The organism is Staphylococcus sp. GDB20D11A (genome assembly GCF_016893255.1).
Classification (GTDB): Bacteria; Bacillota; Bacilli; order Staphylococcales; family Staphylococcaceae; genus Staphylococcus; species Staphylococcus aureus.
On record NZ_JAFEPJ010000008.1, the window covers coordinates 113,553 to 137,161 of the forward strand.

Sequence of the window (23,609 nt, forward strand, 5' to 3'; positions counted from 1 at the left end):
TAAAAGTATACATGTAAATTTTATAGTATAAAATGAATTGCTATGAGTCATTTTGAAATTAATGGTATACTATATGAAATGTTAATAGGCATTGTGAAATGTATAAAAGGAGCCTTAACGTATGAAAAAATGGACAAATCGATTAATGACAATCGCTGGTGTGGTACTTATCCTAGTGGCAGCATATTTGTTTGCTAAACCACATATCGATAATTATCTTCACGATAAAGATAAAGATGAAAAGATTGAACAATATGATAAAAATGTAAAAGAACAGGCGAGTAAGGATAAAAAGCAGCAAGCTAAACCTCAAATTCCGAAAGATAAATCGAAAGTGGCAGGCTATATTGAAATTCCAGATGCTGATATTAAAGAACCAGTATATCCAGGACCAGCAACACCTGAACAATTAAATAGAGGTGTAAGCTTTGCAGAAGAAAATGAATCACTAGATGATCAAAATATTTCAATTGCAGGACACACTTTCATTGATCGTCCGAACTACCAATTTACAAATCTTAAAGCAGCCAAAAAAGGTAGTATGGTGTACTTTAAAGTTGGTAATGAAACACGTAAGTATAAAATGACAAGTATAAGAGATGTTAAGCCTACAGATGTAGAAGTTCTAGATGAACAAAAAGGTAAAGATAAACAATTAACATTAATTACTTGTGATGATTACAATGAAAAGACAGGCGTTTGGGAAACACGTAAAATCTTTGTAGCTACAGAAGTTAAATAATCCATTACGCTAATGGATGAATATATTGAGTGGAAAACAGTCTTGATTGCGAGACTGTTTTTTTGTTTGGTCTGAGGCACCAATGACGACGTGTCATTGGTGGAGGTTGTAAAAATATACAATAAAAAGGAGCGACAATGGATGCCGCTCCTTTTTATGTACTACATACCGATTTTCAACCATCTCTTTCTACTTAGTAATAAGACAATAGCATTAACTATAAATAGAAGAACGAAGAATGATACTGTATTTATAATTTCAGTAGGACAAATAAATGTTGACTCGTTATTCAATATTTTTTCTACGGCACGATACATCGTGTTGCTCGCCTCAAATGGAGCAACGATACCAAATATATTTTTATTAATGGCAACTAAGATGACTGAACCAATCCAATATACAATACTGATACCTAAGCTGATTAAAATGTTAGGTGAAACCATACTAATCGTTCCAACAACTAAGATATATTGTAAGATAACGAGTGAAAATAAGATTATTAATAGTAAGTAATGTGAGAAATCAGAATATATAATTGAAATAATTGTGATACTTAGAATTATGAACACTAAACATTCAAAAAATAACACTGCTACCTTTTTATAGAAGAAGGTAAATATATTATCGCCAATCAGCTTGTAAAATAATATATTTTTATTCGAATACTCTTTATTAATAAAATATGCAATAACAAATGAAAATAATAAAAAGCCAAATTCAGTGGCAACTGTATAAGAACTAAAGAAAAACTGACCATAGCTTAAATTTTTAACTTTATCAATACCTATTGGCAAAAAATAACCAAGTAAGAAAAGGAATGAAAATAATACACCAAATGTAAAAATAATTTTATTGGAAATACTTTTTTTAAATTCTAATTTCAAAGTGGACACCTCAATTATAAATTAATGTAATCATTTATGACTTCTTCTTTTGATAGGTACTCTTCTATTTGAAGGTCTTTAAAAATAAAGTATTTACCCGGCAAAGCACTTAAATCGGATAAATTATGTGTAATATTGATAATAGTTTTAGTTTGATGGCTTTGAATAAAATCATTTAAAAATTCATAAATTTCATTAACTGTTTTCTTGTATAAAGCGTTTGTAATTTCATCTAATATGATTAAATCATGATCTTCCAATAAGAAACTTAATAATTTAAGCTTTTGTTTTTGACCATCACTCAAGTTTTTTAGTAGTACGTTAGACGGTATTGCTTCGATGTTTAGTATGTTATAAATCTTATCGAATGTTTGTCGATTGCTTTTAAATTTTGATTTTAACAATGATAATAAAAAATCCTTTGTTATATCATTAGGAATATTTGATGAACTTGATATTAAGGTTACATTTTGAGAAATGGACTTAGGGATATTTCCACTATTATTTAGTAAGAAATCTTTAGCTAATAAAGATTTTCCTACACCATTTTTACCAACAATGTGATTGATCTGACCAAGATAGAAATTTAAATCACAATTGTCAACTAGTTGTTTGTTTTTAACTTTTAAAGAATAGTTATTTAGTTTCATGTATACAACTCCTATGTATAAAGGGATTTATTACACCGATATTTAATTGTATTTTTAAAAATTCTTTCACATTATGTATAGATGTTATAAATTAGTATATCACACTATATTTTGTCCAAATGATAAATATATCGTTATAATTTTACAATATTCTGAAATTTATGTTCGCCTCTGAATGCTATATCCAGTGTAATGTGTTTTGCATATATGAAAGCAATTTCAAAATGTGAATATAGGTTCATTGTGGTATGACAAACTTCATTGCTTGTCATGAGATGGATATAATGAAGACGACTAAAAGAGCAATGAGGAGGATAATCATGGTTAAGGCTATTGCGGTAGATATGGACGGGACGTTTTTAGATTCGAAAAAGACATACGATAAACCAAGATTTGAAGCGATTTTTACTGAACTTAGAAATAGAGATATTACATTTATTGCTGCGAGTGGCAATCAATATGCGAAGTTGAAGTCTATTTTCGGGGATAGAGATATGTATTTTATTTCTGAAAATGGTGCAGTTATTTATAAAGGCAATGAGTTATATAATTATAAAAGCTTTAATTGGCAGGTGTTTCAACAGGTTGTCGATTACTTAAATATCAACCAAGGTATTGATCAACTCGTCATCTGTGGTTTGAAAAGCGCGTATATTTTAAAACATACTTCTGAAGCATTTAAAGAAGATACGAGATTTTATTATCATCAGTTAAAAGAAATTGACAGTCTACAGCAATTACCTGAGGATGATTATGTCAAAATAGCATTTAATATTAATCGTGAGACGCATCCAAATGTTGACGAAGAAGTAGCGACGCAATTCAGCAATGATATTAAACTTGTCTCAAGTGGGCACGATAGTATAGATATTATTATGCCAAACATGACTAAAGGGCAGGCATTAAAACGATTGTTAGATAAATGGGGAATGTCTTCTTCAGAGCTCATGGCCTTCGGAGATGCGAATAATGATAAAGATATGCTAGCGTTCGCTAAGCATAGTTATGTGATGGAAAATAGTCATGATGAAGAATTGTTCAATATTGCCTCTGCTGTCGCTCCAAGTAATGATAAGCAGGGTGTTTTAACGATTATCGAACAAGAAGTGTTGAAAAAGTAGGTAGTAGATCATCAATGAAGCAGCTATCATGATACTAAATACATGTTAAATGAAAACTTTGAATACGAATCATCAAATATTAATATATCTCAAACAGGTTAGGCAATAATGCCATAGTAAAATAAGCGCACTAAAATCATTTGAATAGATGATAAAATAAAGCGGATTTTAATCAAATCGATTTTGATACAGATATACAAAATAAAAAGCAAAGGCACATGGCGCGCCTTTGCTTTTAAATATATATTAATTTAAACGTGTTTCACATGTACCAGTGTTAATGACAGATAATGCTGCGTTTAAACCACCTTCAACAAGGTTTTGTACTGCTTCATCAGAGAAGAAAGCAATATGTGGTGTTACTAAAATTCTTTCATGTTCGATTAACTCTAATAATGTTTTATCGTCAATGTCTTTATTAGTCCAGTCATTTGTGAAGTATGCTGCTTCATTTTCATAAGTATCAATCGCAGCACCTAACAAAGTACCATCGTTCACTGCAGCGATTAAATCAGGTGTATTGATGACTGCACCACGTGCTGCGTTAACTAAGATTGCACCTTTTTTCACATGATCAAACATCGCTTTATCGAATAAATGATAGCTTTCTTTGTTCGCTGGAACATGTAAAGAAATAATATCGGTATCTTTAATAGCTTCTTTAACACTATCTTTATAAGTTAAAAAGTCTAAATCTTTATTAGGATAAGCGTCATAAGCTGTAATTGTAGCACCAAATCCTGCATATATTTTAGCTGTAGCAGCACCGATACGACCCGTACCGATAATTGCAACAGTCATATTTTTAACTGGTTTAGACATGATTTCTGCTTGCCAAGTAAAATCATGTGCTTGTACACGGCGTTCAATATCTGGGAAGCGACGCACTAATTGTAGGGCGATAGAAACAGAATACTCTGCAATTGTTTCAGGTGAATAACTAGGAACGTTAGATATCACAATGTTGTGTTTTTTAGCTAAATCTAAATCATACATATCAAATCCAGCAGTACGCTGTGCAATTTGTTTAATACCGTAAGATTCTAATTTAGGATAAACGTCATTTTCTAACTTACCAAATTGCATTGTAGTTACGCCATCGTAATCTTTTAATTGATCGACTGTAGCACTTGATAATAGCTCTTTAGAAGTAGTTACTTCGACATTATTCTTTTTCCCCCAATTTAATGCCATCTCTTTCTCATAATCACGCGTACCAAAGAACATAATTTTTGTCATTATTAAAAACCTCGCTTTTAAAAGATTGAAAAGTAAATGAGTGAAATTAAAGATTATGTACATTAAAATCACGCCACAATTTAATTGTGAAAAATATCACAAATATATTATAACACTAAATTTTCCAAAATTCAAAAGTGTGTTTTATTGCAGAAAACTTATAACATGTGCACAAGTTATAGTGAATTGCAAACGGATTACTTTAGTCTTTTTAAAACATGAAGTATAATTTGTATAGCAATAAATATAAAAATTGGAGGCTATGTTCAATGAGCAATATGAATCAAACAATTATGGATGCATTTCATTTCAGACATGCGACTAAGCAATTCGATCCACAAAAGAAAGTTTCGAAAGAAGATTTTGAAACAATATTAGAGTCAGGTAGATTGTCTCCAAGTTCTCTTGGGTTAGAACCTTGGAAGTTTGTCGTGATTCAAGATCAAGCGTTACGTGATGAATTAAAAGCGCACAGTTGGGGCGCAGCGAAGCAATTAGATACAGCGAGCCATTTTGTGCTAATTTTTGCGCGTAAAAATGTAACGTCAAGATCACCGTATGTACAACATATGTTAAGAGATATTAAAAAATATGAGGCACAAACGATTCCAGCTGTTGAACAAAAATTCGATGCATTCCAAGCAGATTTCCATATTTCTGATAATGATCAAGCCTTGTATGACTGGTCAAGTAAACAAACGTATATCGCATTAGGCAATATGATGACGACAGCCGCATTGTTAGGTATTGATTCATGTCCGATGGAAGGTTTTAGTCTGGATACAGTGACAGACATTTTAGCAAATAAAGGTATGTTAGATACTGAGCAATTTGGTTTATCAGTGATGGTTGCATTTGGTTACAGACAACAAGAGCCACCGAAAAATAAAACACGCCAAGCATATGAAGATGTTATTGAATGGGTTGGACCAAAAGAATAAATAGAATACAGTATGTCTAAATATATAAAATTAAATAGTTAGCAATAAAAAAGCCTGCGATTACATAAATGAATCGCAGGCTTTTACGTGAAAAAATTGTATTAATAAAGTATGGATGATTATTTTTCTGGAACAAGGTCAGTATTTGAATGAACTGTGATGTCAAACCCTTCTGGTGCCGTAAATGTATGTGTTGAGGCGTCGGGTTGATAAATATCAACATGTGTTAATCCATAACTTTGTGCATTGTTTTGTCTTGCTTGATTGGATTGCCAAGTATTAGCAGCAATATGATGGTGATAATGATTCGTTGACATAAATAGCGCACGTGGAAAATCAGACACATGTTGGAATCCTAATTGTTCAATGTAACATTGATATGCTGCGTCTAAATCATGTGTTTTTAAATGTCCAATCATGCCTTTTGCTGGCATTCCTTGCCAACCTTCATCAGTACGATGTGTTAATAAGGTTTGGCTATCAACTTCTAAAGTATCCATTTTAACTTTGCCATTTTGCCATTCCCATGAAGATGAAGGTCTATCGCGATAGACCTTCAATACCATTACCTTCGGGGTCATTGAAATATAAAGCTTCACTTACTAAATGATCACCAGCGCCGATGCCCATATTTTTTGTGCCACGAAATATAAGAAGTTAGCTAGATCCTCAGTAGTTGGTAATAAAAATGCTATATGAAAAAGCCCTGCTTCACGTGGGGAAGTCTGACGGCCGTCTTCTAATAAATGTAACGTTAGAGTATGGCCACCAGTCCCAACAGATAATACGGTTGTGTTATCGTCAGAACTTTTAACGGATAGTCCTAAAATGTTTTTGTAAAATGTTGTCATTAAGTCTAAGTCTCTTACGTTCAGTTCAATGTTTGTCACTTGTGTTGCTGTTTTATCGTGAAATGCCATTATGCATCGCCTCGTTTTCTATTTTTCTATAAGTTAGTATAAAAAGTATACCAGAAAAGAAAATGAATTGACAGCAAAAAGTTTGAAATGCAAAATAACATGATGTTTCGCAATTTTATATTGATACGAACAAATAAAAAAACGATGGCACTGGCGCACCATCGCGAGATTTATTTAACCAAGATACACATCTTGATATGAATCTTCTTTTTCTAACATATGTTTGGCAAATGAACATGAGGCAATAATTTTTAAATGATTTTCGCGAGCATGTTCAACAACTGCTTTAACTAGTTTTTTGCCAACACCTTGACCACCGAGTTCATCAGATACGCCTGTATGATCAATGTTAATTTCATTATTATCCACAAAACGGTATGTGATTTCAGCTAAAGCATGATTTTCATCATCACCAATATAGAATTTGTTCTCGCCTTGTTTAATTTCAAGGTTACTCATACATATCAACTCCTATCATGATTGATTATAGTATTTCCCTATTCTATTTTAACTTAAACGAAGTCAAAGGTGCATGACAGTCATGTTACGACATTGCCACATCTATGTAGTCGTTTTTATTAAGCGCAATTTGAAATAAAGATGAAAACACGTATCTTGACATTAAATCCATTCAGCTATATAATTTATCTCGAAATCGAAATAAATTAAAAAGTTGGTGATGATATGGATCGAACGAAACAATCGCTCAATGTCTTTGTCGGAATGAATAGGGCGTTAGACACATTAGAGCAAATTACAAAAGAAGACGTAAAGCGATATGGCTTAAATATTACTGAATTTGCAGTGCTCGAGTTGCTTTATAATAAAGGTCCGCAACCAATTCAACGTATTAGAGACCGCGTATTAATTGCAAGTAGCAGCATTTCATATGTTGTAAGTCAATTAGAGGACAAAGGTTGGATTACACGTGAAAAGGATAAAGATGATAAACGTGTATATATGGCTTGTTTAACTGAAAAAGGTCAAAGTCAAATGGCAGATATTTTCCCTAAGCATGCTGAGACATTAACAAAAGCGTTTGATGTGTTAACAAAGGATGAATTAACAATCTTACAACAAGCGTTTAAGAAACTAAGTGCACAATCTACAGAAGTGTAAGGCGTGCACTAAAATTTTACATTAAAATATCTCGGTTTCGAGATAAATATACTAAAAATATAAAGAGGGTATATAAAATGACAAATAATCATGAATTACTAGGTATTCACCATGTCACAGCAATGACAGATGATGCAGAACGTAATTATAAATTTTTTACAGAAGTATTAGGAATACGTTTAGTTAAAAAAACAGTCAATCAAGATGATATTTATACGTATCATACATTTTTTGCAGATGACGTAGGTTCGGCAGGTACAGACATGACGTTCTTTGATTTTCCAAATATTACAAAAGGGCAGGCAGGTACAAATTCCATTACAAGACCGTCTTTTAGAGTGCCTAACGACGATGCATTAACGTATTATGAACAGCGCTTTGATGAATTTGGTGTTAAACACGAAGGTATTCAAGAATTATTTGGTAAAAAAGTGTTGCCATTTGAAGAAGTCGATGGCCAAGTGTATCAATTAATTTCAGATGAGTTAAATGAAGGGGTAGCACCTGGTGTACCTTGGAAGAATGGACCGGTTCCAGTAGATAAAGCGATTTATGGATTAGGACCCATTGAAATTAAAGTAAGTTATTTTGACGACTTTAAAAATATTTTAGAGACTGTTTACGGTATGACAACTATTGCGCATGAAGATAATGTCGCATTACTTGAAGTTGGCGAAGGAGGGAATGGTGGTCAGGTAATCTTAATAAAAGATGATAAAGGGCCAGCAGCACGTCAAGGTTATGGTGAGGTACATCATGTGTCATTTCGTGTGAAAGATCATGATGCAATAGAAGCGTGGGCAACGAAATATAAAGAGGTAGGTATTAACAACTCAGGCATCGTTAATCGTTTCTATTTTGAAGCATTATATGCACGTGTGGGGCATATTTTAATAGAAATTTCAACAGATGGACCAGGATTTATGGAAGATGAACCTTATGAAACATTAGGCGAAGGGTTATCCTTACCACCATTTTTAGAAAATAAAAGAGAATATATAGAATCGGAAGTTAGACCTTTTAATACGAAACGTCAACATGATTAATTGGAATGAGAGGGATTTGTGATGGAACATATTTTTAGAGAAGGACAAAAAGGTGCGCCGACGCTAATATTATTGCATGGTACAGGTGGTGATGAGTTCGATTTATTACCATTAGGCGAAGCATTGAATGAAAATTATCACTTGTTAAGTATTAGAGGACAAGTTTCAGAAAATGGGATGAACCGTTATTTCAAACGTCTTGGTGAAGGTGTTTATGATGAAGAAGATTTGGCATTTCGTGGACAAGAATTGCTAACGTTCATTAAAGAAGCTGCTGAACGTTATGATTTTGATATTGAAAAGGCTGTGCTTGTTGGATTTTCAAATGGATCAAATATAGCGATTAACTTAATGTTGCGTTCAGAAGCACCATTTAAAAAAGCATTGTTATATGCACCGTTATATCCAATTGAAGTAACGTCAACAAAGAATTTATCAGATGTCAGTGTGTTGCTTTCTATGGGGAAACATGATCCAATTGTGCCATTAGCTGCAAGTGAACAAGTCATTAACTTGTTTAAGACACGTGGGGCACAAGTCGAAGAAGTTTGGGTGAATGGTCATGAAATTACAGAAACTGGATTAACGGCTGGTCAACAAATACTTGGGAAATAACAGTTCTATTAAGAAGCGGACAGATGGAAAAGATTTTTACTTTTCATCTGCCCGCTTTTTTGATTTTGAAGTGTTGTACTAAATTTTACAATAGTAAAGATATTTTAATCGATATGAGATTTGCCGGTAATACGCTTAATTAAACCTTTATAGAGTACAGGTATGAGTAAGATGAAACCGAACAATCCCATAATAGGGAATACTTTTCCAATTAATGAAATGAAACCGATAAATGTACTAATATAAGTGATGACAGCCATTGTAATAATAATAATGAAGTAACGTCTGCTAAATGGAACGCTGAAACGTGACGCAAATGCATACATTAATCCAACAACAGTATTGTAGATGACAAGTATCATAATGACAGACATAATAATACCAATTGACGGAGACATTTGTGTCGCTAATTTTAATGTAGGTAAATCGACGTGTTTAATTTTATCGAATTGAGAAATTAAGCCTAGGTTAATCATCATGAGTAAAAATGTAATGATTAAACCGCCAATTAAGCCCCCGTATAACGTTGAGTCACGATACTTAACTTTACTACCCATCACTGATAAGAAGCTGAAGGCAGCAGCAATTTGCAAGCTTGCATAGTTAATCGCATCAAACCACCATCCAGGTGATAATGATTTCTGCTTATGAATCTGAGCATCATTATTAGCGGCAGTAAAATCAAGATGACTCGTTGTGAAATAGTAGACCGCAATCATAATGACAATCGCAATTAAAAATGGGGTAACACCGCCAAGCACAGCAATTAAACGATCGAATTTTAGAAACAGTGTTGCTAAAATAAGCACGACTAATATGAGTGCGCTCAGCCAATACGGTAAGTTGAAACTTTGATGAATGGTTGACGCGCCACCTGCAGTCATAATAATAGCTAAAGACAACATAAACATTGTCAAAATAATATCAAAACCTCTTGCAATAGAGGGATATAAGAAATAGTTAATTGAATCAGAATGATTTCTAGACTTTAGATGATGACCTGTATGCATGACAATCATTCCACCTAAAGTAATCAATAGTCCTGTCACAATAATGCCTGAAATGCTATACGCGCCATGACTTGTGAAAAACTGGAAAATTTCTTGACCAGTAGCAAAGCCGGCACCAACGACAACACCAACAAAGGCAAATGCCACAATAATGGACTCTTTTAAGATGCGCATGATTTAAAAATGTCCCTTCGTAATTTTAAGTAATATAGAAAATGTAACATACATGTGAATGAAAAATATAGTACTAATATAGTATTTTGTTAAATTGGAGTAGAAGCAAGGGCGTCGGTCATTTTATTAATTTATTAGTTAATTTTGCACTTTTTTACTGTAAAGTTGTTATAATACAGTTAACAGGAACTAGCATAGATACACCAATCCCCTCACTACTCGTAATAGTGAGGGGATTTTTTGGTGTAGCTAGGTCGCCTATTTACCATCTCATTTGCGTAGCCAATGCGTAAACACAGCACCTCTAAATAAGTGCACGACACGTGCATCAAATGTCGTCTTTAGTCTAAGTAACGATCATGCATTAACATTTTCAAAATATCTATTTGAGCCTGAAGCTCTTTACCTTTATTTGTATTGCGGATTTTTTTACGTTGTAATTCTTTATCAACAATCCGTTTAATTGACAGTTCGTCGATACCTTCGGAAAGAATTTTTTCTTTTGCGTTAAATTGTTGATGTGCAACGAGTTGCATTCCGAATGAATTATACAACAATGTATAGCCTGCAATGCCAGTTGTTGACTGATAAGCTTTTGAAAAGCCGCCATCAATGACAAGCATCTTTCCATCAGCCTTGATAGGATCTTCCCCATTAATTTCTTTCACTGGTGTGTGACCATTAATAATGCGTCCTTCATCTGGATTTAATCCGAAATCGCTGAGCATTTTACGAACCATATTCACATCTTCACGAAGATGATAGTACGGATTCTTTTCTTCTTTATGAGAAGCTTTATCTGCAATAAAGTATCGTTCAAACGTAGTCATCGCACGTTTACCAAATAGTGAAGAATATTTCCCAGTCCATAAATACCAAACTAAATCAGTGGATAAGTCATCAGTATTTTCTTTTTCATCAAATGATTTACGTACATGATATTCAAACACATCTAATAACTCTTGGCCACTGTATGTCTGACCATCAATTTCGAATGATTCCATCTCACCATTTTCATCAACTGGAATACAACCATGAATGAGTAAATTGCCATTACAAGGTAAGTAAAGTGAGCCTTTACGCATCAAGAAAGACATATGACGACGTAATTTTTCAGATTGCTGGAATGACAATAATAGTTTATTCATGACTTCTTCTTCTTCAGGTAGTAATTCTGCTGGGTTATCACGGTTAACAGTTTGGAAGCATGTATCTTTTAATGGATATGTTTTTCCGTATACTGTTATTTCATTAGTATCATAATTAACTTTTTCAAGTACAAGTCGTTCGTCCATTTCAAAGTTTGGACGGCGCTTAATAACCGGTATTTCCAGTTTGAATTGAATCATCGCAATAGCTTGATGAATTTTAGTAATCTGACTTTCTTCGCGTTGTGTTAAACGTTCATGTTTGTCAGGTCTTTTTTTAGGTTTAAAAGCAGGATTATCTGCATCATAGTATTTTTCGGCTAATGTTAGCAAAGGTCTTAAATTAATACCGTAAGCATCTTCAACGATATCTAGATTGTCATAACGTGCACAAATACGTAGTAAATTAGCTAAACATACTTTAGACCCTGCATAAGCACCAACCCATAGCACATCATGATTACCCCATTGAATATCCAGAGAATGATAATTAATCAGCGTGTCCATGATTTTATCTGGTTGCGGGCCACGATCATAAATATCACCGACAACGTGTAAATGATCGACGACTAAGCGTTGTACAGAATACGCAAGCCCTATAATTAAATCATCCGCTTGCTTAAGCTCAATCACTTGATTTACAAGTGTTTCGTAGTAAGATTTTTTATTTTTGAATTCGTTGTTCTTATATAATAACTCTTCTACGATGAAAACGTATTGCTCCGGCAAGGCACGTCGAAGTTTTGAACGCGTATATTTTGAAGAACAATATTTAATTAGCTGAATGAGGTGTTCAATCGTCGTAATATACCAAACATTTAATTGTCCATAATTTTGAAAATCGCATTTAATAAGCTGCAATTTGTCTTCTGGATAGTAAACAAGAGCAGTCAAATCGTTAAGTTCTTTCGTTGATAACTTGTCTTTGAAAATATCATTAATTTTCGCTCGCACGTTCCCAGAACCGTTGCGTAATACGTGTTGGAAAGCTTCATATTCACCATGTAAATCGCTGACGAAATGCTCCGTACCTTTAGGCAATTCTAAAATAGATTCTAAATTAATAATTTCAGTCGCAAGCTTTTCTGGAGTATCGAAATGTTGAGATAATAAATCCAAATATTTCTTTTTTAATTCTCTTTCAGTAATTTGCGTCATTGTGTGTCACTCCTGTAGTATATTTCAATCATTGGTTTGTAAAATTAATACGCTTACAATGATTATCAAGAAAACGTTAACATTTTTCAATAAGTATGCTTGAATTGATAAAAATAGAGTAAACATATTATGAATTTTAGTGTTGAGAATCTATGGTTGTATCATTCATATTAGTAGCGTTGATGTGTACCCGCATAAATATGAAGTGATAAAGTTGTTGAAGCGGCGTTGAAATATCATGATAGAGATATAAGCATCCCATCCGGGAGAATAATTTTTATATTAAAGCAGAGTTGAAATAGCTTGGCAGAGATACGATTATCGTTTAAGTGAGCATATTTTGTACATTACAAGTGGGGGTATTTTGGAATATATAAAAGATAGAATGAGTGGTATGCTGACATATCAAAAATCCCCGCACCATTATTTGGGTGAAGGGATTTGAAAATGATTTTGAATTACGATGGAATATGTGTGTATTTAGACATCTAATACTTTAAGTTACTAAATATTTTTCTTCTTGAAAATAAATACTACAAGTATTAAGAAAATAGAAATATAAGCAATATTACCAATAAACAATTCATGAAGTTCTAATTTCGTCGACTTACTAAAGCCTTTTTCAACTGTTTGAAGCATAATATTCATCATATTAATAGGATTCCACTTTAGCCAGTCTATTTTTTCTAAAAGTGCCGTTTGAATAACTGCTAAAATAGAACTTGCAAAATAAAAAACAATACCTACAGCAATGGCTACACCCGTTGAATTAGTTGCAGATGATAATAGCAACGTTAAGCTTAAAACTAACCAAACGCCAACAAATGTACCTAAACTAACTAATAATAATTGATTCAATAAAGATAATTGATTACCGCTACTTTCAAATATATTTAAATCATTAAAGAATAAAGACCCAATAACAATTGAAGCAATAATTGTAATAACAAAATAAATTAAAGAAATAATAAATAATGTGATGATTTTGCTAACAATCATAGTTGTTCTTGAATATTCACGATAGAGTAAATTTTTAATCGTACCGTAATGAAATTCCATTGAAATGATTGTACTTGCTTGAATAATTAATAAAAATGCAAACCATGAAAAACCATTATAAGCAGATGTGAAAGATTCCTGTGGCGTAAAAATTTTATTGTATTTTGTAGCAATATAACCTTGAGCAACCATTAGTAGAATAAAGACAATAGGTGCGATAAAAGTTGATTTCTTTTTAAATAATTTGAAACATTCTTGTTTAATTAAAGTTCCCATTTTATGCTTGATCCTCCTTTTCTATGATGTCTAGTAATACATTTTCTAAATCATTATCTTTAAATTGTTTAAGTTCTTCTTCCGATGTTTCTGTAACAATTTTACCTTTGTTAATAATAAGGATAGAGTTTGTGATTTTAACTAATTCACTTAAAATATGACTCGAAATTAAGAAAGTGACACCTTCTTGCGCTTTTTGGACAATCAATTCACGTACATCTCGCACAGCTTTTGGATCTAAGCCGTTCATTGGTTCATCTAAGATAATAAATTGAGGGTCATTTAAAAATGCTATAGCAATTCCTAATTTTTGTTTCATACCAAGAGAATACGTTTTAGCTTTTTTATGAATGTATTCATTCATATGAAGTTGTGAGACAATTTTATCGATATCTTGAGTGTTTTTTGATTCGTTCAATAACTTCAAGTTTTCATATCCAGACATAAAAGGATATATTCCTGGATTTTCAATCAACGCACCGATATTGCTTTTGCTGTCCTTGCTGTTAATAACATTAAAATTCCCGCTTTGGAAACTAGAGTAACCTAATATAACTTTCATTAAAGTTGTTTTACCTGCACCATTCGCTCCAACGAGACCAACTATTTGTCCGCGTTTCAGCTTAAATGATACATCTTCGAGAATCGTTTTGTTGCCTATCTTCTTTGTTAAATGTTCTATTGTTAAAACATCCATATCACTATCTCCTTTGCTATTAAATAATCTGAATCTTAAGATTTTATATATAAAATTAATTTTATCACATAGCAAGTGTTATAAAAATATGGATTTAAAAAACTTTAATAGTATAAAACATAAATATGAATACGAGTATTTTTGCAGCATGCAAATGGCATTGCTACATTTATTAAAATGCGCAATTTGTTATGAGTGACTTTTTTGAATAGAAGGCATATTACAGTGACGAAAACAGTTTGTGTGGAAGACAGGGAAAATTCTGCTTATTAAAATGATAGTTTGTATTATAGATGGATTTGTGAGATGGGTTTACGGAATAAATGGTGCATAACTAAGTAAATATATGTTAATTACAACAATATTTGACAAAAATGGGAGTGGCAACAATAATATAGTTAACCGGTTAACTAACGAAGAGGAGGAATAATAGTGGATATGAAGAGAGAAGTTATTTTAAAGTTACAACAATTTATTATAGAAAGAGAAAATGCCGATAAAAGAAGACAGTATAAAAAGGAAAATGAGGAACTGGATTTATCTCTAACACAATTTCATATCATAGAGTTGATTGATAATAATGATAAAGTGAATAATAAATTTTTGTCTGAAATGTTAAATGTATCAAAACCAGCAATTACTAAATCGATAAAAAAACTTTTAGCGAAAGACTTAGTAGTTGAATCGCACAATGAATTTAACAAAAGAGAAGTTAATTATTCATTAACACAAAAAGGAAAAAAATTATCTTATATACATGATGAATTACATGAAAAAGCGGTAAAAAAATATGAAGAAGTACTTAAAGTCTTTGATAATGATGAAATGGCAGTTATTGTAGAGTTTTTAAACCGTAGTATAGAAGAATTAAAAAAAGAAGAAGATGGTTTAAATGACTAATAGTAATATCAGATTATATATTCTAGGATTTTTAGCATTTTTCGCATCATTGATTCAAAACATATACACACCTATTATTCCGAGACTATATGACGATTTTCAAGTACCACTATTTTGGATAAATGCGACAGTTGGCGGTTTTATATTTATCGTTGCAGTTATGCAAATTGTACTTGGTAGAAGTATAGATTCTCGTGATTCTAAAAAAGTACTTTTAACGGGATTAGGAATAGTAATCATATCTAGCTTTATTTGTGCAGTGACACATAACTTTATATTATTTGCTATATCAAGGTTATTTCAAGCAATTGGTTGCGGAATTATTCCTCTCGTGACTTTAACTTTATTAGCCAAACTAAGTACAGATAATGGTAGAGCTCAAGCTATGGCGAACTATCAAATATTTTTATCATGTGCGCCAGCTTTGGCACCAATCCTAGGGAGTACTTTAGGTGCAAGATGGGATTATATTGGTATTTTTAGTTTTTTGCTTGTTATATCTATCGTATTATTTCTGATTATCTTTTTTATTGATATTCCAAATGTTGAAAAAGGGATTGTAAAATTAACTGAAAAAATTGAAGAAAAATATTTGACCGATAAAGTGTTTATTACTTTAGTTACATTGGGATTTTTAATATTTTTGACGTACTTTTCAATATTAGTTTATTTACCGACATTATTAAATAATACCTATGATATAGGCGTTGGAATATCAGGAGTTTTGTTTTTACCTATTACTGTTAGTGTTATATTAGGAAGTTTATTTTATAAGCGATTGTCAAAAAAATATAATGAAATAATGATACTTCGTGTTACTATAACTGGATTTGCTATATTTACGTTATTGTTTGGTTGGTTAAACGAATCAAATGTAATTATTTTATCAGTAATTATATTTATATTAGGTACTTGTGTTGGTATTGTGCCAGCTTTGCTTTCTACTATAATTTCTAAAAGATTTGAACGTATAAAAGGAAAAGTGTTAGGTGTATTTAACTTTGTGAGATATATTGGAATGACTGTCGGTGCATTATTAATTGGTATCATTTCTCAGCCGTTGGTAGCCTTTTACTTCACAACTATAACTATCATGTTAATAATAATATTTCTTTATATAAAGATAGGTGACTTTCAGCTAAAGTATGCCAAATAAACTTAAAAAAGCAGTGAATCATTTCAATAGATGGAATGATTCACTGCTTTTTGTTTATAGAAATTTAAAATTCATGCCTTTATGCTAACAACAATATTATTTTACTCTCTTACGTTTGCCAATGTAACGTATAGCAAAGTAAATGACTGCGATAATGATGACAACATACATAATACGTGAATATGTATGAAGACCAGTCATCAACATACCAAAGCTATCGCTCAACGTGCGTCCTAGTAAAATTAAACCGAAGTTCCAAATTGTTGTACCTATTAATGAAATAACGGTAAATGTCACAACATTCATGCGGTTTACACCGGCTGGAATGGTAATCAATACACGTAATACAGGTATGAAACGACAGATAAATACAGCCCATACGCCATACTTTTTAAACCAATCATTTGCTCGCTTTAAATCCTTACTTTTCAATTTAATCCACTTTCCGTGTCGATCAATAAAGCGATATAGACGTTCTTCTGAAATCAAACGACAGATATAATATAAAATTAACAGCCCTATAAACGATGCAATGGTTGCAATAATAAATAAGGTTAAAATTGATAAATGTGATTTAACAGACATAAGACCAGCAAATGTCAGAATAATTTCCGATGGTACGATAGGTAAAACATTTTCTAATAAAATTAATATAAAAATGGCTGCATACCCAAAACGACTAATAAATTCAGTGATAATTTGTTCCATTATTAAAAATAAGCTCCTTTAATTTTCAGCAATTGCAGACAAATAGAAACTGGATAAATTCAAATGAATAATGAATGATGTCGTATGCGATGTTGAAACAAGCATTTGTCTTAAAATGTATTATAAGCAATAAAACAAAAAATTGCTTGCTATAAGTACGAAAAGCCAACAAATTATCATCTAAATAACAGGCGCTGCACAATGAATGAGCAATGTAGTTTTATGCAATTTAAAATGAATGTCGAATATGTAAGAAAGCCTGCAATATACGTTTTAAAACACTAGAATTGCAGTATTTTTAATTAACAAATGATAGGCTACTATGTAACTAAAAGTTCCTTTATATCGTTTTAATAGCAAAAGTTAAGCAGAATTTAATAAAATTTTTATAGATTCTATTGTAAACGCTTTCCATGTCTGATAATATTATAAAAAATAACTTTGGTACAATTTTGTGACAAAGTAGGGGTGGACATGCCAGATGTTCGAAAATTTTAACGTTTCAGGGTAAGTTTTAAAAAATTAATTAGGGAAGTAGGAATAGTTATGAAGGAAAAACGAACTAACGTAAGGTGGATGTTCGCGCTTGCGTTCTTCTTTATTGGGGTTATTGCGTATATGGATAGAGCAAACATTTCATATATCGCTAAGCAAATGATGGATGATTTAGGGATGACAAAACCACAATTTGGTTTATTGGCATCATTCTTCTCTCTAGGTTATGCATTAATGCAAGTACCATCGGGGATGTTGGCTGAAAAATTCGGTCCACGTAAGATGATTACAATTGCATTAGTTTGGTGGAGTGCATTTACAATCTTAACGGGTATGATTAAGAACCACGGTTTAATTTATTTAGTGAGATTCTTATTTGGTGTGGGTGAGGCGCCAATGTACCCTTCTAATGCTGTGTTTAACTCATTTTGGTTCTCTAAAAATGAAAAAGGTAGAGCATCAAGTGCATTATTAGCAGGATCATATTTCGGACCTGTATTAGCACCAATAGTTACAATTGCTATTGTTAACGCATTTAACTGGCAAGCAGTATTTTACATTTTTGGTGCAGTAGGTATTTTAATGGCTGTATTATGGGCGATTATTGCTAAAGACTTACCTGAGCAACATAGAATGGTTAATGAAGCGGAGAAACGTTTCATTATGGAAAACCGTGATATCGTAGCTACTGAAAAGTCATCACCACCATGGAATGATTTCTTTAAACGTTTTAGCTTCTATGCAATTGCAATTCAATACTTTGTTGTACAATTTATCATTACATTATTCTTAATTTGGTTACCGACGTATTTAACAGAAGTATTCCACGTTAACTTTAAAGAAATGAGTATTAGTTCATTACCTTGGTTATTAATGTTCTTCTTAATCTTATCAGCAGGTGCAATTTCTGACCGTGTATTAGGATTAGGTCGTTCAAAATTCGTAGCTAGAGGTGTAATTGCAATCGCAGGATTTATTGTATTTGCAGTTTCAATTATCTTTGCTGTACGTACAGGAAATTTATATGTAAGTATTTTCTGGTTATCACTAGGTCTTGGTGGTATCGGTATTTCAATGGGTATGAGTTGGGCAGCAGCAACTGACTTAGGACGTAACTTCTCTGGTACAGTATCAGGATGGATGAACTTATGGGGTAATATAGGTGCATTAATCAGTCCGCTATTAGCAGGTCTATTCGTAGAACATTTAGGTTGGACAATGACATTCCAATTGTTAATCGTTCCAGCAGTAATCGCTGTGATTATGTGGTTCTATGTGAAACCAGATCAACCTTTAATTGTTAGTGATGATAAAGCAATAGAAAAATAATTTAAACAAGCAGTAAGCTTTCACATTGTTGAGGCTTATTGCTTTTTTTTACGTTAAAATTGAAAAATTTTAAAACCGATATGGTTTAAGATGAATGGGAAGTTATTAAAATGATATATGTAGAAGAAATAAAGTTTTAAAACCTTAGTCAGGTAACGCTTGTAAAAGTACATATAAATTTTAGGAGGTTATAAATATGAAGGGAAACTTAGAGAAATATATTAGAAGTTTGCCTCTTATAGGTCTAATTATAAGTATTTTTTTAATTATTTTATACTTCTTAATTTATCGAGTAGAAGGAAATTTTTGTGTAATCATTTTGTACTGCTTACTGCCATTATTTGTAAATACGTCACTATATATATTATACGTAATCATCTTTCGATATTTTAAGAAATGAACTGACATCGAATGTCATTTTAAATAACGAATATAGGAACTATTCAAGCTTATGAGGCAAATATGTTTTATAAACTTTCTTAAATTCACTATAGTTTGGATCTTGAACCCTAGGAATAATATGAAGTAAATAGACACTAAGTCTATGTGAATGTATTTCTAACCCTAAATGTATAATTCACTAAAATAATCTCAACATGTCACAAATAAATTTTAACTAGCGCAAAGGTGGGCGACCAAAGGTTCAACGATGTTAAATAACATTAGAAAATAATTTTAATTGGACTTTAAAAGTTTTTAAATTTAGATAATTGAGCATAAGGTGTTATAATGACATATGTTGCGTAATTGAAATTTATAGCAACAAATTCATTTTAACTATGCTAATAAAAAGATTATGGAAATATTTTGACAAGGAAAGGAGAAGTCGAAATGACATCTTTTTGACATCACTCATAAAAATCAATCGACTTAACTTAGACTTTTATAAAGGTGTAAGACAGGGACTGTTAATGATTATTCCTGCAATAATCGGTTACTTATGTGGTAATTTCCAATTTGGATTATTAGTTGCAACTGGAACACTAGCCCATATTTATGTTTTTAAAGGTCCGTCGCGATCTAAGCTGCGAACTGTAATAATTTGTAATTTAGCGTTTGCAATATGTATGATGCTTGGTACGCTAACAGCCAAAACGCCACTCGTTTTTGGAATGACATTATTAATTGTTACGGTTATACCATTTTATATATTTACTGCCTTAAAAATAGCTGGACCGTCATCGACATTCTTCATTGTGACATTCAGTCTACCTATTAACTTACCTATAGCACCTGAAGAAGCATTATATAGAGGCTTTGCGATTTTAGTAGGCGGTATACTTGCCACTATGATGGTGTTAATCACAATCGTATTTTCTAAAAACAAAGCTGAAGAACAAGCAATTCAAAATGATTTTAAACTCATATCTAAGTTGTTACACACTTATAATGATAAATCTGCCTTTTTAAAAGTAGCAAAAACAGCGGTGGATAGTTTTAAAGCATCTGATAAATTATTAATCACTTCTACTTCAAGTAACGATAAATTAAGTAGACGTTTCCAAAAATTATTATTATTACACACATCTGCCCAAGGGATTTATTCTGAACTGTTAGAGTTGAACGCTAAACAAATTAGACCATTGCCAGATGAGTTAATTGAAATGATGGATCATATCATTGCACAACTAGATAATAGTGATGAAAATGTAAGATATTGGCGAAAAGAAGTGACAGTAACAGAGGAATTTCAAAATTTATTCAACCATATATTGAAAATTGATGAAATGGTGCATGCAAATGAAGCGCGTATTGCGTATGAAGCAGACATGCGAAAACCTTTATATAGTAAACGCATTTATCAAAATTTAACATTAGACTCTATTGTTTTTAGAAATACATTGAGATATACAGCGATTATGATGATTGCGATATTTATTGCGTTAATGTTTGATTTTGAAAAAGCATACTGGATACCGTTATCTGCACATACAGTATTATTAGGAACATCAACTATACATGCAATCGAGAGAGGTATGGCACGTGGATTAGGCACCATTTTAGGTGTGCTAGTACTTTCTGTTATATTGTTGTTTTCGATACCAACACCTGTAGCAGTCATTTTAATGGGTATTGCAGCATTATTTACTGAAGCGTTGGTGGGAGCAAATTATACAATTGCAGTAGTTTTTATTACAATACAAGTTATTTTAATGAATGGATTAGCATCACAGAATTTAACAATTAACATTGCGTTTCCAAGAGTTATTGACGTTGCAATGGGTATTGTGATTGCAATCATAGGTTTATTTGTCCTTGGACAACGTACCGCATCCGCATTACTCCCAAATGTGATGGCTGAAGTTGTTCGTAAAGAAGCAACGCTCTTCCATTATTTATTTTCTGAAAACCAATATAAAGATGATGTGTATCAGAAAAACACGGCCATGAACCTATCTGTGAAATTAAATAACATGACGCAAGTTTATAATGCAGCTAATGGTGAATTATTTAGTGATAAGACATTGATTCAAAATTATTATCCTAGCTTATTCGCATTAGAAGAAATTAGCTTTATGTTAAATAGAGCCATGGCTAATGAAGATAGACTTACAATAAATGAACAATTAATGGGCGAGTATTTAGCAACATTTGAAAACATCGCTAAGCATTTAGAATTAAATACAGAATTAGAAATAAAGATATTACCAGATTTACCACAGTATAATTATATTCAATCAGCAATGATGAATATTCAACACAATGGTTTTCGTGAGAGAGACAAGAACGTTTAAAATAAAATATTTATCAGGTCAGACTAACGTTTGTCTGAAGTTAATATGACGGGAGTCTAAAAAATTGTGTTTAATATGTTTCATTTTATAATTATGGTGGTATATAACATGAATTATAACATATTGGAGGTTAAGGAAATGCCCTTTACAATGAAAGGTTACCCCGAAAAATGGAAAGAATTTGAAGTAATTAAACGGCAAAAAGCGATAGAAATTGCGAATGCAATGTTAAAAGAAGGATATCTTGAAAAAGATGTTGTTCCTATTGCGGCGAAAAAAGCGAAAGATTGGTATCGAGCGTTATCGAAAGAAGAAATCAAAGCATTAGAAGAAGAGAACTTCGTACAATTCCATACAGCAACAATGGAAAAAACAGAGGTGGATAGTGAATATGCAACAACTGATAATGAAGAACATATTCAAGAACAATCAAATCAAGATAAATCGTACTTTGATAGCGAATCAATTGGCAACCAAAGTGGTGGCGTTCGACAAAGAGAACCGCTTATGGATGGTCCACATCCAAAAGTTGTGTAATCATTTAAAGACGTATAACATCTCTATCAATTAAGCACTTGTACCTATATAACGGTAACAGGTGTTTTTTTGCGTTAAATCATTTTAAAATTACTTCCTATAATTGAAGGTTTTGATACATAATTCGAATTGTTTGAGTTTCTTTGTGCTGTTTCAGTATCAGCCCAAAGTTCGATAGTGTATTAGTATTATCTTAATAAAATGTTAGGTACAATAAAGATGATTATATATCGGAGGTAAGTATAAAAATGTATGTAGATCGAAAACCATCACTATATTTAGAGGATTTGCGACATGATTTTAAAAATAGTTTAAGTAAATTTGAAAATGGTGATGAAGCATTTGATACGTTATTAGGTTTCGTAGAGTTAGATCATATTTATTCATCAGCACTAAAGGAAATAAGCACTAAACTGAGTATTTTAGATGACAATTTCAATCACATTTATAAACATAATCCTATACATCATATGGAGCGACGTGTGAAAGAAATGCGTAGTTTAATAGAAAAGCTTAATCGTAAAGGATTACAGATTAGCGCAGAAACTGCCAAAGAACACATACTGGATATTGCCGGAATTCGCGTAGTATGTAATTACTTAGATGATATTTATTTGATTGAAGAGATGTTGCTTAAACAAGAAGACGTACAATTGATAAAACGTAAAGATTATATTCAGCACCCTAAAGAAAATGGTTACCGCAGTTTACATATCGTTGTATCCATTCCAGTCTTTTTAGCAGAACGCGTTGAGGTATTGCCTGTTGAAATTCAAATTAGAACGATAGGTATGGATATGTGGGCAAGTTTAGAACATAAAATACGTTATAAAAACAATGCAGAGACAGAAAAGTATCGAGATTTATTGAAAGAATGTGCGACAGAGATTACTGAAGTTGAAGATAAATTACAACAAATTCATTCTGAAATAACAGAGTAGACGTTTAGTGGGAGTGTTGATTAGTTTGAGTGAGTTTGTGAATCAATATGGTACGAAATCACAAAAATA

23 protein-coding genes and 1 pseudogene are annotated in these 23,609 nt (G+C 32.1%); 14 read left to right on the plus strand and 10 right to left on the minus strand.

The window, feature by feature from the left end; translation table 11 throughout:
• The first annotated feature begins 121 nt into the window (after positions 1 to 121).
• Complete coding sequence (gene srtA / locus JV528_RS06330; protein ID WP_000759360.1) at positions 122 to 742, plus strand: class A sortase SrtA; 621 nt, start codon at positions 122 to 124, stop codon at positions 740 to 742.
• A 161-nt stretch (positions 743 to 903) separates the two neighbouring features.
• Here srtA and JV528_RS06335 read toward each other — a convergent pair whose 3' ends face one another.
• Positions 904 to 1,635 carry a peptide ABC transporter permease gene (locus tag JV528_RS06335; protein WP_078061127.1) on the minus strand — a complete coding sequence of 244 codons (732 nt, stop codon included), beginning with the start codon at positions 1,633 to 1,635 and terminating at the stop codon, positions 904 to 906.
• A 5-nt stretch (positions 1,636 to 1,640) separates the two neighbouring features.
• Positions 1,641 to 2,276: an ATP-binding cassette domain-containing protein gene (locus tag JV528_RS06340; protein ID WP_204177314.1), complete on the minus strand. Its 636-nt coding sequence runs from the start codon at positions 2,274 to 2,276 to the stop codon at positions 1,641 to 1,643.
• Positions 2,277 to 2,596: 320 nt separating this feature from the next.
• Between JV528_RS06340 and JV528_RS06345 the strand changes: the two genes are divergently transcribed.
• On the plus strand, positions 2,597 to 3,397 hold the full coding sequence (locus tag JV528_RS06345; RefSeq protein ID WP_000237532.1) for a Cof-type HAD-IIB family hydrolase: 801 nt from the start codon (positions 2,597 to 2,599) through the stop codon (positions 3,395 to 3,397).
• A gap of 246 nt (positions 3,398 to 3,643) precedes the next feature.
• On the opposite strand, the gene JV528_RS06350 is transcribed toward JV528_RS06345, so the two are convergent.
• Entirely contained in the window at positions 3,644 to 4,636 is a 993-nt protein-coding gene (locus JV528_RS06350; protein ID WP_204177308.1) for a D-lactate dehydrogenase, read from the minus strand.
• 269 nt (positions 4,637 to 4,905) lie between these two features.
• Between JV528_RS06350 and JV528_RS06355 the strand changes: the two genes are divergently transcribed.
• Entirely contained in the window at positions 4,906 to 5,577 is a 672-nt protein-coding gene (locus JV528_RS06355) for an NAD(P)H-dependent oxidoreductase (protein WP_000069103.1), read from the plus strand.
• Between the two features lie 119 nt (positions 5,578 to 5,696).
• Here JV528_RS06355 and JV528_RS06360 read toward each other — a convergent pair.
• Positions 5,697 to 6,497, minus strand: a pseudogene (locus JV528_RS06360) (VOC family protein).
• A 174-nt stretch (positions 6,498 to 6,671) separates the two neighbouring features.
• Positions 6,672 to 6,956 carry a GNAT family N-acetyltransferase gene (locus JV528_RS06365; protein ID WP_000067112.1) on the minus strand — a complete coding sequence of 95 codons (285 nt, stop codon included), beginning with the start codon at positions 6,954 to 6,956 and terminating at the stop codon, positions 6,672 to 6,674.
• 225 nt (positions 6,957 to 7,181) lie between these two features.
• On the opposite strand from JV528_RS06365, the gene mhqR reads away from it, so the two are divergent.
• The 3 genes from mhqR (at position 7,182) to mhqD (ending at position 9,277) form a co-directional block, all read left to right on the plus strand.
• A complete protein-coding gene (gene mhqR, locus JV528_RS06370; RefSeq protein ID WP_000376235.1) occupies positions 7,182 to 7,616 on the plus strand; it encodes a MarR family transcriptional regulator MhqR in 435 nt (144 codons plus the stop codon).
• A 77-nt stretch (positions 7,617 to 7,693) separates the two neighbouring features.
• Positions 7,694 to 8,662: a ring-cleaving dioxygenase MhqE gene (gene mhqE, locus JV528_RS06375; RefSeq protein WP_204177307.1), complete on the plus strand. Its 969-nt coding sequence runs from the start codon at positions 7,694 to 7,696 to the stop codon at positions 8,660 to 8,662.
• 21 nt (positions 8,663 to 8,683) lie between these two features.
• Positions 8,684 to 9,277, plus strand: coding sequence for a methylhydroquinone degradation carboxylesterase MhqD (gene mhqD, locus JV528_RS06380; protein WP_000400016.1), 594 nt, complete (start codon positions 8,684 to 8,686; stop codon positions 9,275 to 9,277).
• A 104-nt stretch (positions 9,278 to 9,381) separates the two neighbouring features.
• Here the strand turns inward: mhqD and JV528_RS06385 are convergent, their stop codons facing one another.
• The 4 genes from JV528_RS06385 to JV528_RS06400 form a co-directional block, all read right to left on the minus strand.
• On the minus strand, positions 9,382 to 10,461 hold the full coding sequence (locus JV528_RS06385) for a YkvI family membrane protein (RefSeq protein ID WP_014532704.1): 1,080 nt from the start codon (positions 10,459 to 10,461) through the stop codon (positions 9,382 to 9,384).
• Positions 10,462 to 10,802: 341 nt separating this feature from the next.
• Complete coding sequence (locus JV528_RS06390; RefSeq protein WP_000192177.1) at positions 10,803 to 12,767, minus strand: fructose-1,6-bisphosphatase; 1,965 nt, start codon at positions 12,765 to 12,767, stop codon at positions 10,803 to 10,805.
• 504 nt (positions 12,768 to 13,271) lie between these two features.
• The gene (locus tag JV528_RS06395; RefSeq protein WP_000536966.1) at positions 13,272 to 14,042 is read right to left on the minus strand and encodes an ABC transporter permease; all 771 of its coding nucleotides are present in this window, start codon (positions 14,040 to 14,042) and stop codon (positions 13,272 to 13,274) included.
• A gap of 1 nt (position 14,043) precedes the next feature.
• Complete coding sequence (locus JV528_RS06400) at positions 14,044 to 14,739, minus strand: ABC transporter ATP-binding protein (RefSeq protein WP_000382907.1); 696 nt, start codon at positions 14,737 to 14,739, stop codon at positions 14,044 to 14,046.
• Positions 14,740 to 15,177: 438 nt separating this feature from the next.
• Here JV528_RS06400 and JV528_RS06405 point away from each other — a divergent pair, with 438 nt between their 5' ends.
• From JV528_RS06405 to JV528_RS06415, 3 genes are read left to right on the plus strand one after another with little or no spacing between them, the layout of a single operon-like run.
• On the plus strand, positions 15,178 to 15,639 hold the full coding sequence (locus JV528_RS06405; protein WP_014532703.1) for a MarR family winged helix-turn-helix transcriptional regulator: 462 nt from the start codon (positions 15,178 to 15,180) through the stop codon (positions 15,637 to 15,639).
• Positions 15,632 to 16,795 (plus strand): MFS transporter, encoded by a 1,164-nt coding sequence (locus tag JV528_RS06410; protein WP_000185196.1) that lies wholly within the window; start codon positions 15,632 to 15,634, stop codon positions 16,793 to 16,795. The genes JV528_RS06405 and JV528_RS06410 overlap by 8 nt, the downstream gene beginning before the upstream one ends.
• Positions 16,785 to 16,883 (plus strand): hypothetical protein, encoded by a 99-nt coding sequence (locus JV528_RS06415; protein ID WP_001791763.1) that lies wholly within the window; start codon positions 16,785 to 16,787, stop codon positions 16,881 to 16,883. The genes JV528_RS06410 and JV528_RS06415 overlap by 11 nt, the downstream gene beginning before the upstream one ends.
• A gap of 8 nt (positions 16,884 to 16,891) precedes the next feature.
• Here JV528_RS06415 and uptA read toward each other — a convergent pair whose 3' ends face one another.
• On the minus strand, positions 16,892 to 17,503 hold the full coding sequence (gene uptA / locus JV528_RS06420; protein WP_000435044.1) for an undecaprenyl phosphate transporter UptA: 612 nt from the start codon (positions 17,501 to 17,503) through the stop codon (positions 16,892 to 16,894).
• A gap of 546 nt (positions 17,504 to 18,049) precedes the next feature.
• Here uptA and JV528_RS06425 point away from each other — a divergent pair.
• From JV528_RS06425 to JV528_RS06440, 5 genes are all read left to right on the plus strand, one after another.
• Positions 18,050 to 19,327, plus strand: a complete 1,278-nt coding sequence (locus JV528_RS06425) for a pyruvate MFS transporter (RefSeq protein ID WP_000660709.1) — start codon at positions 18,050 to 18,052, stop codon at positions 19,325 to 19,327.
• A gap of 196 nt (positions 19,328 to 19,523) precedes the next feature.
• Positions 19,524 to 19,727 carry a hypothetical protein gene (locus tag JV528_RS14650; protein ID WP_078061125.1) on the plus strand — a complete coding sequence of 68 codons (204 nt, stop codon included), beginning with the start codon at positions 19,524 to 19,526 and terminating at the stop codon, positions 19,725 to 19,727.
• 511 nt (positions 19,728 to 20,238) lie between these two features.
• Positions 20,239 to 22,062: an FUSC family protein gene (locus tag JV528_RS06430; RefSeq protein ID WP_000586381.1), complete on the plus strand. Its 1,824-nt coding sequence runs from the start codon at positions 20,239 to 20,241 to the stop codon at positions 22,060 to 22,062.
• 138 nt (positions 22,063 to 22,200) lie between these two features.
• Positions 22,201 to 22,599, plus strand: coding sequence for a DUF2188 domain-containing protein (locus JV528_RS06435; RefSeq protein ID WP_204177357.1), 399 nt, complete (start codon positions 22,201 to 22,203; stop codon positions 22,597 to 22,599).
• Between the two features lie 248 nt (positions 22,600 to 22,847).
• A complete protein-coding gene (locus JV528_RS06440) occupies positions 22,848 to 23,540 on the plus strand; it encodes a GTP pyrophosphokinase (protein ID WP_000289136.1) in 693 nt (230 codons plus the stop codon).
• The last annotated feature ends 69 nt before the right edge of the window (positions 23,541 to 23,609 follow it).

What these genes read in the sequence shown, in the direction of transcription:
- srtA (WP_000759360.1), top strand. Translation starts at nt 122, where the DNA reads ATGAAAAAATGGACAAATCGATTAATGACAATCGCTGGTGTGGTACTT.
- JV528_RS06340 (WP_204177314.1), bottom strand. Translation starts at nt 2,276, where the DNA reads ATGAAACTAAATAACTATTCTTTAAAAGTTAAAAACAAACAACTAGTT.
- JV528_RS06345 (WP_000237532.1), top strand. Translation starts at nt 2,597, where the DNA reads ATGGTTAAGGCTATTGCGGTAGATATGGACGGGACGTTTTTAGATTCG.
- JV528_RS06350 (WP_204177308.1), bottom strand. Translation starts at nt 4,636, where the DNA reads ATGACAAAAATTATGTTCTTTGGTACGCGTGATTATGAGAAAGAGATG.
- JV528_RS06355 (WP_000069103.1), top strand. Translation starts at nt 4,906, where the DNA reads ATGAGCAATATGAATCAAACAATTATGGATGCATTTCATTTCAGACAT.
- JV528_RS06365 (WP_000067112.1), bottom strand. Translation starts at nt 6,956, where the DNA reads ATGAGTAACCTTGAAATTAAACAAGGCGAGAACAAATTCTATATTGGT.
- mhqR (WP_000376235.1), top strand. Translation starts at nt 7,182, where the DNA reads ATGGATCGAACGAAACAATCGCTCAATGTCTTTGTCGGAATGAATAGG.
- mhqE (WP_204177307.1), top strand. Translation starts at nt 7,694, where the DNA reads ATGACAAATAATCATGAATTACTAGGTATTCACCATGTCACAGCAATG.
- mhqD (WP_000400016.1), top strand. Translation starts at nt 8,684, where the DNA reads ATGGAACATATTTTTAGAGAAGGACAAAAAGGTGCGCCGACGCTAATA.
- JV528_RS06385 (WP_014532704.1), bottom strand. Translation starts at nt 10,461, where the DNA reads ATGCGCATCTTAAAAGAGTCCATTATTGTGGCATTTGCCTTTGTTGGT.
- JV528_RS06390 (WP_000192177.1), bottom strand. Translation starts at nt 12,767, where the DNA reads ATGACGCAAATTACTGAAAGAGAATTAAAAAAGAAATATTTGGATTTA.
- JV528_RS06395 (WP_000536966.1), bottom strand. Translation starts at nt 14,042, where the DNA reads ATGGGAACTTTAATTAAACAAGAATGTTTCAAATTATTTAAAAAGAAA.
- JV528_RS06400 (WP_000382907.1), bottom strand. Translation starts at nt 14,739, where the DNA reads ATGGATGTTTTAACAATAGAACATTTAACAAAGAAGATAGGCAACAAA.
- JV528_RS06405 (WP_014532703.1), top strand. Translation starts at nt 15,178, where the DNA reads ATGAAGAGAGAAGTTATTTTAAAGTTACAACAATTTATTATAGAAAGA.
- JV528_RS06410 (WP_000185196.1), top strand. Translation starts at nt 15,632, where the DNA reads ATGACTAATAGTAATATCAGATTATATATTCTAGGATTTTTAGCATTT.
- JV528_RS06415 (WP_001791763.1), top strand. Translation starts at nt 16,785, where the DNA reads ATGCCAAATAAACTTAAAAAAGCAGTGAATCATTTCAATAGATGGAAT.
- uptA (WP_000435044.1), bottom strand. Translation starts at nt 17,503, where the DNA reads ATGGAACAAATTATCACTGAATTTATTAGTCGTTTTGGGTATGCAGCC.
- JV528_RS06425 (WP_000660709.1), top strand. Translation starts at nt 18,050, where the DNA reads ATGAAGGAAAAACGAACTAACGTAAGGTGGATGTTCGCGCTTGCGTTC.
- JV528_RS14650 (WP_078061125.1), top strand. Translation starts at nt 19,524, where the DNA reads ATGAAGGGAAACTTAGAGAAATATATTAGAAGTTTGCCTCTTATAGGT.
- JV528_RS06430 (WP_000586381.1), top strand. Translation starts at nt 20,239, where the DNA reads ATGATTATTCCTGCAATAATCGGTTACTTATGTGGTAATTTCCAATTT.
- JV528_RS06435 (WP_204177357.1), top strand. Translation starts at nt 22,201, where the DNA reads ATGCCCTTTACAATGAAAGGTTACCCCGAAAAATGGAAAGAATTTGAA.
- JV528_RS06440 (WP_000289136.1), top strand. Translation starts at nt 22,848, where the DNA reads ATGTATGTAGATCGAAAACCATCACTATATTTAGAGGATTTGCGACAT.